Origin of the sequence: Rheinheimera oceanensis, assembly GCF_018831085.1 — a bacterium.
In the GTDB taxonomy this organism is placed as follows: Bacteria; Pseudomonadota; Gammaproteobacteria; order Enterobacterales; family Alteromonadaceae; genus Alishewanella; species Alishewanella oceanensis.
In genome coordinates this window covers 22,632-35,114 of record NZ_JAGPNM010000005.1, presented here as the reverse complement: position 1 = coordinate 35,114, position 12,483 = coordinate 22,632, and the positions used below count along the sequence as shown (strand labels likewise).

Here is a 12,483-nt window from a genome sequence, read left to right as displayed (position 1 = left end):
TCAAACAATAGCTTAGTTTGTTACCTTGCCATAGTATGAAGTTTGTTTCAGTGCCCTGGGAGGACAATATGTCAGGCGACCCACATCAGTTACACGAGCGCCATCTGGCGTCGGCACAGCAATCATTGGACGCAATAGCCAGGTTGCAGGACCATAGCTCTTACCGTCTGGCGTTTGCCGACAATGAATTTTTAATGCAGGACGAGTTGCGCCATGTGCGCCTGCAACTGGAGTATTTAAAACCACAACTGGTGCTGGAGCAGTACAATATTACGGCTACCATAGTAGTCTTTGGCAGCGCGCGGTTTTTATCGCCGGAACAGGCCAAAACTGCCGTAGCGCTTGCAGAACAACAATGTGCAGAAAACAATACCCCTGACAACCAGCAGGCGCTGGTACGGGCAAAAAAGCAGCAGGCTAACAGTAAGTATTATGCCGCAGCTCAGCATTTTTCTGCCTTGGCAGCCCGCTACAGCTGTTGTAATCCCGACTGCGCCATGACTATTATCAGCGGCGGCGGTCCGGGCGTGATGGAAGCGGCCAATCGCGGCGCAATGGACGCCGGCGGCGAAAGCATAGGCTTAAACATTGTGCTGCCAAGAGAACAGCAACCCAACCCTTACATTACCCCGCAGTTTTGTTTTCAGTTTCACTATTTTGCGATTCGTAAAATGCACTTTTTACAACGCGCCCGTGCTTTAGTCGCCTTTCCCGGTGGTTTTGGTACTTTAGATGAGCTGTTTGAAACACTAACGCTTATTCAAACCAAAAAGGCCGAACGGGTACCGGTAATTTTATATGACAAAGCCTTTTGGCAAAAATTGATTAACTTTGACATGCTGGTAGAAGAAGGCGTGATCAGCGCTTCAGATCTGGAGCTGATCCAGTACGCTGATACACCCGAGCAAGCCTGGCAGCTGATACTGGACTTTTACCAACTGCCCGGCTGACGCGCCGCGATCAGCTGTCTGCTATTAGCTGCGGCTGTCGGCAGCTTTTTGCAGTAGCTGTTTGCTCTCTTGCAAAAACTGCCCGGCAAGATCACCAAAAAACTGCTGGCCTTTACCAAACTGCGCCATTAAACCAGCTTTGTCTTTAGCTTTAAGTAGCTGCAGCAGTGTAGCAAAGCGCTGTTGATAGCGCTCCAGCAAAGCAGCGACCTCACCGGATGACAACATAATATCGGCATATAGCTCAGCATTTTGCGCAAATAAGCGCCCTACCATCGCCAGCTCTAACCGGTAAATTGGCGAGCTTAGCTGCAATAGCTCATTCAGATCGGCATTCTCGTCAGCCAAATGCACACCATACACCAGAGAAGAAAAGTGCCGCATGGCCTGAATAAGCTGCATGGCGCTATCGTGCTCTGCGGCCTGCTTTACCGCCAGCTCAGCACCCCAGACATTAAGCTGTTTTAGCAGCCACTTGTATTGGCTTTCATCCCGGCCATGGCATACCACTACCACCTGTTTTACCAGGTTAGTTATATCGGGGCCAAACATCGGGTGTAACCCTACCACCGGGCCGCCATGCTTTGCCATCATGGCTGATAATGGCTGCTGCTTAATACTGGTTATATCAGCCAGTACGCAGTCAGCCGGTAATGCTGGTAATTGATTGATTAACCGCTCAGTTAAGGTAATAGGCGCAGCCAGTAACACCAGGGCGGCATTGGCACACAGCATCTCTGAACGCGGCCAGTCTTGTGGCTCCAGCACTGCAACCTCGTAGCCGGAGCGCTGAAAAAGACTAACAAAACGGGCACCAAGCGCACCGGCGCCGCCAACTACAACCACCTTGCCGCCACCCTCGCGGCAACACACAAAGCCGCTTTCCTGAGTTTGGTATGACTCGCGCATAATGCGGCGCAGCACATCTTCAGTTAAGTCTGCCGATACACCAAGCACTTGCGCCTGTTCACGCCTGGCCGCCAACAGCGCCTGCTCGCGCTCTGGCACATATACCGGTAAGGCAAATTGCTGCTTTATTTTACCCACCTGTGCGGTCACTTTAGCGCGCTCGGCAAGCAGCGCCACTAACTGGCTGTCAATGCTGTCTATTTGCTGACGCAGTGGTGCAAGAGCCTGCTGTGCTGTCAAATTTGTCATGTCAGGCAGCTACCACGGCCGGCTGCATTTGCTGGTGTAATGCTGCCAGTAGCTGGGCGGTAGTATCCCAATCAATGCAGGCATCCGTTACCGACACACCATACTTTTCGGCTTTACCGTCAATTAAATCCTGGCGTCCGGCAAATAAATGGCTTTCCAGCATAATGCCGATAATGGCGTCGTTACCGGCCAGGCGCTGCGCCAGCACGTTGTGCGCCACTTCACCCTGACGGTTATGATCTTTATTGGAGTTACCGTGGCTGCAATCAACCACTATACCGCGCGGCAATTTCAGTTTATCCAGCTTGGCCAGCGCTTCGCCAATGCTTTGCTCGTCATAGTTAGGCTTGGCACCACCACGCAAAATAATATGACCATCCGGATTACCGGCAGTTTGTACTAAGCTGACTTCGCCGCGCTGATTAATACCAATAAAGCTGTGGCCGCTGGCGGCTGATTGCAGCGCGTTCAGGGCGATATTTAAATTACCGTCGGTGCCGTTTTTAAAGCCTACCGGCATCGACAGGCCGCTGGCCATTTCACGGTGAGTTTGTGACTCTACCGTACGGGCACCGATGGCAGACCAGCTGATTAAATCCGACATATATTGCGGGCTGATAGGATCAAGCGCTTCCGTCGCTGTAGGTAACGCCATCTCAACCATCTTTAGCAGTAATTCACGCCCCCAGGTTAAGCCGGTTTCCAGATCGAACGAGTCGTCCAGATGCGGGTCATTAATAAAGCCTTTCCAGCCCACTGTAGTGCGCGGTTTTTCAAAATAAACCCGCATCACTATGTACAGGCTATCGGCGTATTGCAGCTGCAGCTGTTTTAACTTTTGCGCATATTCAATTGCGGCCACAGGGTCGTGAATGGAACAGGGTCCTGTTACCACTAAAAGCCGTTTATCACGGCCGTGTACAATATCAGCAATGGTATTACGCGCCTGTTGTACAAACTGGGCACCCTGCTCTGACAATGGCAGTACTTTTTTTAATACTGCCGGTGGGCTTAATGGCTTTTCTGCCACTATGCGCAGGTCGTCTACTATTTTACTCATGCTAAAACTCCGGTGTGCGGTGTTATAAGCCGTAAGCATAGGTAAAAACGCTAAATTTGCTAAGCTGCGCCCTTACGTAAACTTTAACTTACAACACGTAATCATTTAAATACGATTTACGAATAGTAAAGATCATAAAGCAGCGCGTCAACCCATTGCAGGCCAATAAAATCAACATAGCAGCAAATAATTGCACCATAGAAAATATGTATATTTAAGTGTACAAAAAAACTATCAGCCGGGTAACTGTAGTTGCTGATAAGCCTGTTGCAGTAAAATAAATTGCTGTTGCTCGCCGCCGCGATCCGGGTGCAGTTGTAACGCCTTGCTACGATAGGCCTTTTTCAACTGCTGCGGCGTAAACGTTGCAGACAGGCCAAGTAAAGCCAGTGCCTCGCCGTGTGGCATAGTATTTACCGGCACAACCGGACGCTGTAGTTGTTGCCAGAAAGCATCCAGATGCTGATCAAGTAATTGCTCTGTCATGGCGTAAAAATTCTGCCAGTTAAGATAATAGTCTTGCCGGCCGGTGTCGGAGTTTGGCGGTAATGCTTCAGTAAACGGTAGCAACTGCAGTTTGGCCAGGCCAATGGCTAAATAGCCGTGGCGCTGAGCCAGCCAGTGCTGCTGAATGCGGTATAGCAGGTGGTACAGCACAAAGTGTTGTTGAAAGCGGGCAAGATCGGCGCTTTGCAGCGTATCGCTGTGTAGCTTTAACCCAAGGCGCGATAACAAATACTGCTCTTCTATCGGGCTGTGCTGTGGTGTAAACGCCAGGATCAGGCTTTCCAGCTGGCCTTGCAACAAGTTAAGAATGGGTGCAGCCAGTGGTGCTTTCATGTTGGTCATAGAGTGCACTATGCCAAAAAGAAAAAAGGCCGACAAGAGTGTCGGCCTTTTAAGGGTAGCTTAGTTAAGCTTTTCGCGGATACGCGCTGATTTACCTGAACGATCGCGTAAGTAGTAAAGCTTAGCACGGCGTACTGCACCACGACGTTTCACGGTGATGCTGTCTACCATTGGGCTGTGCGTCTGGAATACACGCTCAACACCTTCGCCATTAGAGATTTTACGTACTGTGAATGCTGAGTGCAGACCACGGTTACGTTTTGCGATAACTACGCCTTCAAAAGCCTGCAGACGGGTTTTATCGCCTTCAGTTACTTTTACCTGAACTACGACAGTGTCGCCCGGCGCAAACGCAGGAACGTCTTTCTTTAACTGCTCGTCTTCAAGCATTTTGATGATGTTTTGGCTAACTTTGCTCATAACAATCTCACTTTACCTGGAATTAACTGTCTTCTTGCTGCCCCGCCCGGCACTCTTGCTGATGTTCACGTTGGAACTCAGCCAGTAACCGTCGTTGCTCCTCAGTCAGAGCCAGGAGATTTAACATATCCGGTCGTCTAAGCCAGGTTCTCCCAAGAGACTGCTTTAAACGCCAGCGTCGTATATTTTCATGGTTACCACTCAGTAATACTGCGGGAACCTGTTTGTCTGATAACACTTCCGGCCTTGTGTAGTGTGGACAATCCAGCAAACCGGATGCAAAAGAATCCTGCTCTGCTGACTGCTCATGCCCAAGTACACCAGGTACTAAGCGCGACACAGCATCTATCAGTGTCATCGCCGGCAATTCACCGCCACTTAACACGTAATCACCAATTGACCATTCTGAATCAATTTCGCTTTCTATTACGCGCTCATCAATGCCTTCATACCGGCCAGCTACTAACAGCAGCTTAGAATACGTCGCCAGTTCAGTGACACCTTGTTGGTCTAACTTGCGGCCTTGCGGCGACAAATACACCGTGTGTACACCTTCACCTGCAGCTTGCTTGGCAGCGCGTATAGCGTCACGCAGCGGCTGCACCATCATCAGCATACCGGGGCCACCACCATAAGGCCGGTCATCTACAGTGCGATGTTTGTCCGTTGTAAAATCACGCGGGTTCCAACATTGCAGTTGCATAATACCTTGCTTTACAGCACGGCCGGTTACCCCATATTGCGTTATTGCCTGAAACATTTCCGGGAATAAGGATACAACCCCTACCCACAGTTTAGTGTCATCCGGCATTAAAACGCGGGATCCCAGTCTACGATAATGCGACGCTCGGTTAAATCGACGCTTTTAATCACGCTATCGGTTAAAAACGGCAACAACCTTTCTTTCTGACCAAATGCATCGGTACGGTTGGCTTTAACAACTAATACGTCGTTAGAACCGGTTTCCATCATGTCGGTTACTTCACCTAAGTGGTAGCCCGCCTCGTTTATTACTGCTAAGCCCATCAGGTCTTTCCAGTAATATTCACCGTCTTCCAAAGAAGGCAGCGCCTGGCTTGCTACGGCAATTTCAGCATTGACATACTGCTGTGCCAGATCCCGATCATTGACGCCGTCCAGTTTCGCTATCAGGCCATTGCTATGGCGCTTCCAGCTGGAAACCTGCACTGGTTGCCAGTTACCCTGAAATTTTATTTGCCAGGGTGTGTAATCAAAAATCCCTTCCGGGGAGTCGGTGTAAGCGTTAACTTTCAGCCAGCCATTGATGCCGTAAACTGCACCAAATTTGCCAAGAACGACTAAATCTTTCTCACTCAAGCTGACTACTCCACACGACCTTTCGCTAATTAAGCAGCTGCTTTCTTAGCGTTTTTTACCAAAGTAGCCACGCGATCACTCAGTGAAGCACCTTGTGCTACCCAGTGATTAACGCGGTCCAGGTCCAGACGCAGTTTCTCTTCAGTACCGCCGGCGATTGGGTTAAAGAAACCCACGCGCTCAATAAAACGGCCATCACGAGCAAAACGGCTGTCCGCTACCACAACTTGGTAAAATGGACGCTTTTTCGCGCCACCACGTTGTAAACGAATAGTTACCATAAGGCCCTCTAATTTTATCGTTCAGGTTTTATCAAAAATAACAAAGCCCTCCAGTCAGACCGAAGGGCTGCAGCATTTTACTGATTTGAGGCTCAATTGCAAGGTATTTCGCGGTTTGGCTGCTATTACAGCATTAGTGTGCGGCTAAATAAAACCCCGCATCACAGCGGGGTTACGTAAGCAGTTTGCCACTTAACGCGGTGGCAGCATACCCGGCGGCAGCTTACCACCCATACTACGCATCATCTTCATTAAGCCACCTTTACCCGACATCTGCTTCATCATCTTCTGCATCTGGGTAAACTGTTTCAGCAGTTGGTTAATATCCTGCACCTGAGTACCGGAACCGGCAGCAATACGTTTTTTACGTGAGCCTTTAAGCAAATCCGGGAATTCACGCTCTTTTGGTGTCATTGAATTGATAATAGCTTCCATTTTAACAAACTGTTTGTCGCCCATCTGATTCATCGCACCAGCGGGCAGGTTTTTCATACCAGGCAATTTGTCCAGCATTGACATCATGCCGCCCATACCGCGCATCTGCACCAGCTGCTCACGAAAATCTTCTAATGAAAAGCCTTTGCCTTTCATCATCTTCTGCGCCATTTTGGCAGATTTTTCTTTATCTACTTTTTGCTCAAGCTCTTCAATTAAGCTCAGCACATCGCCCATACCGAGAATACGTGATGCCACCCTGTCCGGATGGAACGGCTCTAGTGCATCGGTTTTTTCACCTGTACCTAAAAACTTAATCGGCTTGCCGGTAATATGGCGGATAGACAGCGCCGCTCCGCCCCGTGCATCGCCATCGGTTTTGGTTAAAATAACCCCGGTAAGTGGTAAAGCATCGTTAAAAGCTTTGGCAGTATTCGCTGCATCCTGGCCTGTCATGGCATCTACCACAAACAGGGTTTCAATAGGCTTTACTGCCGCATGAAGCGCTTTAATTTCATCCATCATGTCGCTGTCGACATGCAAACGACCGGCAGTATCAACTAACAACACATCAAAAATGCGGGTACGGGCATGCGCAATAGCAGCATTAACAATATCTATTGGTTTTTGTGAAATGTCGCTTGGGAAAAACTCTATACCAATATCTTTGGCCAGGGTTTCCAGTTGTTTAATCGCCGCCGGGCGATACACGTCGGCTGATACTACCAGTACTTTTTTCTTTTTACGCTCAGTTAAAAACTTGGCCAGTTTACCTACCGATGTCGTTTTACCGGCGCCCTGCAGGCCAGCCATTAAAACTACCGCCGGCGGTTGCGTATTCAGGGCCAACTCTTCATTAGCATCGCCCATTGCCTCTTCTAAGGCTTTACGGACAATTTTCAGAAACTCCTGGCCGGGAGTCAGGCTTTTGCTTACTTCCAGCCCAACTGAGCGCTCTTTCACATTAGCAACAAAATCACGCACTACCGGCAGCGCTACGTCTGCTTCAAGCAGTGCCATGCGTACTTCGCGCAGCGTATCTTTAACGTTGTCTTCAGTTAAACGACCCCGGCCGGTAATGTTCTTTAGCGTGGCGCTTAAACGATCAGAAAGATTTTCAAACATGGTTTTTCACTCGACAGCCATAATACGACCGATTATACCAAACTCAAGCGGCATAAGCAGCCGTTAAGAAACTGTTGATCGCAGCTATGGGCATCCGGCAAAAGTTGCAATACAATGGTTAGCCATTAAAACAAAAGGAAATGCTGCTAATGTCTACGGTGCTGTTAACTGCACTTGCGTTAATTGCCTACCTGGTTGCTACCGGCTCGGTATTGCTGCGTATTTTTCACCCAAACGGGCCGCATTTTAAAACCACCTTCAGCGCAGCGATTATCGGCCTGGTGCTGCATATGCTGGTACTGGCAGCCATGTTGTTTACTGAACAAGGGCAAAACTTCAGTTTGCTTAATGTCAGCTCGCTGGTGTGTTGGCTGATTACCGTGGCAATAACACTTACAGCCCTGCGAACCCCAACTATATTGCTGTTACCGGTAGTGTATGGCTTTGCCAGCCTGGTGCAGCTGGCGGTATTAACCCTGCCTCACAACGTACAACTACAACACTTTGAGCAAAACATTATTTTGCTGCTGCATATTATGCTGGCTTTTATTGCCTACGCTATTTTAATTATGGCAATGCTGTATTCGTTTCAGGTCAGCTATATCAGCAACCGGCTGAAGCAAAAAGACTTTGCCGCCATGACACGGCATATGCCACCCTTAGTGCAGGCGGAAGTGCTGCAGTTCCGTATTTTACTGGCGGGCACAGTGCTACTTGGCCTGGCGCTATTGATAGCTGCCGTATTTATGGATAACTGGCTTGCCAAAGAAAACCTGCATAAAAATGTGTTCAGTTTAATTGGTTTTGGCGTCTTTGTGGTGCTGTGCTGGGGCCATGCCCGTAAAGGCTGGCGTGGTAAAACTGCTAATATTTTAACTATCACCGGTGCCGCCTTATTAACTCTTGGCTACTTTGGCAGCCGTTTTGTGCGCGAAGTGCTGCTAAATACACTTTAATTCTTGACTCACCTGCTACTTCGTAATATCAAGTACAGGTGTTTGGCAATACAGGTATTTGACTCTTGGACGACATATCGACGGGTACGCTATTTATCATTCTTGGCGTGCTCTTATTTTTATCTGCCTATTTCTCAGGATCAGAAACGGGCATGATGTCTGTTAACCCTTATCGTTTGAAGCATTTAACAAACGAAAATCATAAGGGTGCTATCCGCGTAAGCGAACTGTTAAAACGGCCTGACCGCTTAATTGGCCTTATTTTAATTGGTAATAACCTGGTAAATATTGCCGCTTCTGCTATTGCCACTATTATTGGTATGCGTTTGTATGGCGATGTCGGTATCGCTATTGCGACAGTGGCGTTAACGATGGTAGTGCTGGTGTTTGCTGAAGTAACACCAAAAACCATTGCTGCACTGCATCCCGAGCGTATAGCCTTTCCCAGCTCTGCTGTGCTAAAACTACTGCTTAAAATATTCTATCCGCTGGTCTGGCTGGTTAATTTTATTACTAACGGCATTTTGGCGCTTATGGGTATCAGCCCGGAAAAGCATCAGGGTAACAGCTTAAGCGCTGAAGAACTACGTACCGTAGTGCATGAAGCCGGCGCCCTGATACCGGAGCAACATCAGAACATGCTGGTGGGTGTACTGGATCTGGAAAACGCTACAGTTGAAGATATTATGGTACCGCGCAATGAAATTGTTGGTATCGATATTAACGACGACTGGAAAGATATAGAACGCCAGCTGGCTAATATGCAGTACAGCCGCATCTTGTTATTCCGGGACAACATTGATGATGCTATTGGCTTTGTTCACCCGCGTGAGCTAATGCGTCTGCTGATTAAAGAACAACTGACAAAATCAACTCTGATGCGTGCAGCAAGCGACATCTACTTTATTCCTGAAGGCACCCAGCTAAATACGCAACTGTTAAAATTTAAGCGCACCAAAGACCGCGTTGGGTTGGTTGTAGACGAATATGGCGATATTCAGGGGCTGGTAACTCTGGCCGATATTCTGGAAGAGGTGGTGGGTGAATTTACTACTGATATCGCCAGCAACGATAACGAAGATATTATTGCCCAGCCCGATGGTTCATACCTGATTGATGGTGGCATTAATTTACGCGACCTGAACCGTGAAATGCACCTTGAGCTGCCCACTGATGGCCCGAAAACCTTAAATGGCCTGATTTTAGAATATCTGGAAGAAATACCTCAGGGCAAGCTAAGTATAAAGCTGGCCGGTTACCCGCTTGAAGTGGTAGATGTACAGGACAATATGATTAAAACCGTCCGCCTGCTGCCACACCTGAAAAAGTCCTGAAACCACAGTTAAAAAAACCGGCAATACCGGTTTTTTTAACTGTTTTATGCCTTCTTAACCAAAAAACAACCGCCATAACCAGCCACGTTTCAGATCATCCTCACACCGGTTTAACTGTGCGGCATAAGTTTTGGCACGGTTGTCTACCTGTTTGGCAACGTTAACAAGCCAAGTTTTATTTTTGTAAGTGCCGCGCCGATAGCCACCCCAGCCTTCATGATAATTCAGGTAAAGGTTGTAACCGTCCCATTTAGATATTTTATTTACGCGGTGGGTTTTATCCAGATACCAGCCCATAAAATCCATGGCATCGGAAAAATTGTCACGGCTGGCCCAGAAGCGATCAGCCTCCTTCACATATTCGTCCCATGTAACTGTTTTTGCTTGTGAATAACCATAAGCACTGCTGGCACGGCCATAAGGAATAAAACCTAAAAACCAGCGCATTGGCGGCCGGGCATTATGTCGGAAGCTACTTTCCTGATACATGATGCTCATTGGTATATGAATTGGCACACCCCACTTGTCACGCATTTTCGCTGCTGCGTCGTACCAGTCGCGGTGTTCATAGAAAATCTCACACAGATTGGAGCTGTTCTGTGGCGGCGGTGTGCTACAACCACTGATAAACAGCACGGCTACAGTAGCAAAGATAAATGGTTTTATTTGTATATGAACTTTTTTCATCCGGCCGATTCTAACAAGGTGCACGGATGCAACCAAGTTTTATTCTCCCTGGATACTGTTACGGCTACCTTTAGGTAGCCGCTTTTTTATCCTCACATTGCGGTACTTCAGCAAAATACTGCGCAATATACTGATCGAAGCTCACGTTATCCAACTGCTCAACCTGCTGTTGTGCCAGAATTGACTGTGTAGCGGCCTCAGTAAACTGCTCAGCAGAATAATACTGGTAAGGCTCCTGCAGCAGCTGTTGACGGTAGGTTGCCGATAACTGCAAGATATAGCTGCTGTTATCCTGTTGTTTCGCCAGTAGCTGATTAAGTAATTTGCCGGAAAATGTCTGGGACGGGTCCAGCAGGCCCAGATAAAATTGTTTTAAAGCGCCGCTATAGCCCTGCGTTACATAGGCAGAATCCAGATACTGCGCCAGTGGCATCAGATCGGCAAACAACTCTTCCGCCCAATCCAGCATTAAACGGGGCTGGCCATTTTGCTGGATCTCCAGATTAGTACGCCGGCCGTCCGTCACCACTTTTTTCAGATTTTGTTCGGTAATACTCTGCTCGGCGGCAGACATTGACGGGCTGTCCTGCAACAGGCAATACAGCAGGAAAACATCGAGAAAACGCATCTGCTCTGCACTAATACCCACACTACTGAACGGATTAACATCCAGCGCCCGCACTTCGATATATTCAACACCACGCTTAGCCAGCGCACAGGTTGGCCGCTCACCAGACTGGGTGGTACGTTTGGGGCGGATGGTAGAATAAAACTCATTTTCTATTTGCAGTACATTAGCGTTAAGTTGCTGGTACTCACCGTTAACCCTGACACCAATATTTTTATATTCCTCAGACGGCATACTAATCGCCTGATGCAGGCCGGCAATATACTCAGGCAGGCTGTTGTAAGTAATATTCAGGCTGGATTGCGCGCTGTTGGTATAACCCAAATCACTCATACGCAATGAAGTGGCATAAGGCAGATACAAGGACCCTTTACCCAGCGCCTGGAAGTTATAACGGCTGCTGCGCCCTTCCAGAAACGACTTACACATCGCCGGTGAAGCACCAAACAAATATACAATCAGCCAGACATAACGTTTATAGTTACGTATTAACGCCAGATACTGCTCAGAGATAAACGCCTGTAAGTCACCACTTTGACCCAGAATTTGCTGGTACTGCTGCCAGAAATCCTGTGAAAAAGAAAAGTTAAAATGCACACCACTAATAGCCTGCATCATACTGCCATAGCGGTTATGCAAGCCTTTGCGGTACAGCGTTTTCATTCTGCCGATATTAGAACTGCCATACTGCGCAAACGGAATTTGCTTCTGATCGTCAATAAAACACGGCATGCTGCCAGCCCAGAACTGTTCTTCACCAATGTTCTTAATGGTAAAACGGTGAATATCTGCCAGTTGCGCTAACGTGGTATCAATGCTGTCACTGACCGGGGTAATAAACTCAAGCAAGGATTCAGAAAAATCGGTCGTGATCCAGGGGTGGGTTAACGCTGCACCAAGGGCTTGCGGATGAGGAGTTAATGCCAGTGTGCCATCCGGCTTAACCCGCAACGTCTCCCGCTCTATCCCGCGCTGAATACCTGTGATGGCATGTTTATCAGGCACTGCATTCAGCTTAGCCAGACGTTGTTGTAAAGTTGAGCCCAAGATAATTCCTTAAATGGTGTCTGATTGTGCAGAAATTGGGGCGCTAAGGCCAATCTCAAGACCGCTGCTTAATTTAGCCTGCAATTTCATTTTCAACAATCGAAGATTTGGTCGCTTAACCCTCTTACGGGTTAAACCGCCACAGCTATGGCTGCAATTATTACTTTAATACATTATACTTGCCGGATCAGGCACAAAATAACAACTACTTAAAT

The 12,483-nt window shown here is 48.1% G+C and carries 13 protein-coding genes; 3 read left to right on the top strand and 10 right to left on the bottom strand.

Annotated elements, in window-relative coordinates; genetic code table 11:
* Positions 1-68 precede the first annotated feature (68 nt).
* On the top strand, positions 69-950 hold the full coding sequence (locus J3B89_RS12055; RefSeq protein ID WP_215397816.1) for an LOG family protein: 882 nt from the start codon (positions 69-71) through the stop codon (positions 948-950).
* Between the two features lie 24 nt (positions 951-974).
* Here the strand turns inward: J3B89_RS12055 and tyrA are convergent, their stop codons facing one another.
* The 8 genes from tyrA to ffh all read right to left on the bottom strand — a co-directional run bounded on the left by tyrA (position 975) and on the right by ffh (position 7,616).
* Entirely contained in the window at positions 975-2,108 is a 1,134-nt protein-coding gene (gene tyrA, locus J3B89_RS12050) for a bifunctional chorismate mutase/prephenate dehydrogenase (protein ID WP_215397815.1), read from the bottom strand.
* Position 2,109: 1 nt separating this feature from the next.
* Positions 2,110-3,168 carry a 3-deoxy-7-phosphoheptulonate synthase gene (locus tag J3B89_RS12045; protein WP_215397813.1) on the bottom strand — a complete coding sequence of 353 codons (1,059 nt, stop codon included), beginning with the start codon at positions 3,166-3,168 and terminating at the stop codon, positions 2,110-2,112.
* A 234-nt stretch (positions 3,169-3,402) separates the two neighbouring features.
* Positions 3,403-4,017 carry a DNA-J related domain-containing protein gene (locus J3B89_RS12040; RefSeq protein ID WP_251372392.1) on the bottom strand — a complete coding sequence of 205 codons (615 nt, stop codon included), beginning with the start codon at positions 4,015-4,017 and terminating at the stop codon, positions 3,403-3,405.
* Positions 4,018-4,077: 60 nt separating this feature from the next.
* Complete coding sequence (gene rplS / locus J3B89_RS12035; RefSeq protein WP_068234280.1) at positions 4,078-4,437, bottom strand: 50S ribosomal protein L19; 360 nt, start codon at positions 4,435-4,437, stop codon at positions 4,078-4,080.
* Between the two features lie 22 nt (positions 4,438-4,459).
* Positions 4,460-5,248 carry a tRNA (guanosine(37)-N1)-methyltransferase TrmD gene (gene trmD / locus J3B89_RS12030; protein WP_433915368.1) on the bottom strand — a complete coding sequence of 263 codons (789 nt, stop codon included), beginning with the start codon at positions 5,246-5,248 and terminating at the stop codon, positions 4,460-4,462.
* Complete coding sequence (rimM, locus tag J3B89_RS12025; RefSeq protein ID WP_215397811.1) at positions 5,248-5,775, bottom strand: ribosome maturation factor RimM; 528 nt, start codon at positions 5,773-5,775, stop codon at positions 5,248-5,250. The genes trmD and rimM overlap by 1 nt, the downstream gene beginning before the upstream one ends.
* A 29-nt stretch (positions 5,776-5,804) precedes the next feature.
* Positions 5,805-6,056: a 30S ribosomal protein S16 gene (gene rpsP, locus J3B89_RS12020; protein ID WP_166835971.1), complete on the bottom strand. Its 252-nt coding sequence runs from the start codon at positions 6,054-6,056 to the stop codon at positions 5,805-5,807.
* Between the two features lie 192 nt (positions 6,057-6,248).
* Complete coding sequence (gene ffh / locus J3B89_RS12015) at positions 6,249-7,616, bottom strand: signal recognition particle protein (RefSeq protein WP_215397810.1); 1,368 nt, start codon at positions 7,614-7,616, stop codon at positions 6,249-6,251.
* A gap of 149 nt (positions 7,617-7,765) precedes the next feature.
* Here ffh and J3B89_RS12010 point away from each other — a divergent pair, with 149 nt between their 5' ends.
* Both J3B89_RS12010 and J3B89_RS12005 read left to right on the top strand, forming a co-directional pair.
* Complete coding sequence (locus tag J3B89_RS12010) at positions 7,766-8,572, top strand: cytochrome C assembly family protein (protein WP_215397808.1); 807 nt, start codon at positions 7,766-7,768, stop codon at positions 8,570-8,572.
* Between the two features lie 65 nt (positions 8,573-8,637).
* The gene (locus J3B89_RS12005) at positions 8,638-9,906 is read left to right on the top strand and encodes an HlyC/CorC family transporter (protein WP_215397804.1); all 1,269 of its coding nucleotides are present in this window, start codon (positions 8,638-8,640) and stop codon (positions 9,904-9,906) included.
* A 54-nt stretch (positions 9,907-9,960) separates the two neighbouring features.
* Here the strand turns inward: J3B89_RS12005 and J3B89_RS12000 are convergent, their stop codons facing one another.
* Together J3B89_RS12000 and gshA are read right to left on the bottom strand one after the other, a co-directional pair.
* Positions 9,961-10,593 (bottom strand): transglycosylase SLT domain-containing protein, encoded by a 633-nt coding sequence (locus J3B89_RS12000; RefSeq protein WP_215397803.1) that lies wholly within the window; start codon positions 10,591-10,593, stop codon positions 9,961-9,963.
* A 70-nt stretch (positions 10,594-10,663) separates the two neighbouring features.
* Positions 10,664-12,268 (bottom strand): glutamate--cysteine ligase, encoded by a 1,605-nt coding sequence (gshA, locus tag J3B89_RS11995; protein WP_215397801.1) that lies wholly within the window; start codon positions 12,266-12,268, stop codon positions 10,664-10,666.
* Positions 12,269-12,483 lie beyond the last annotated feature (215 nt).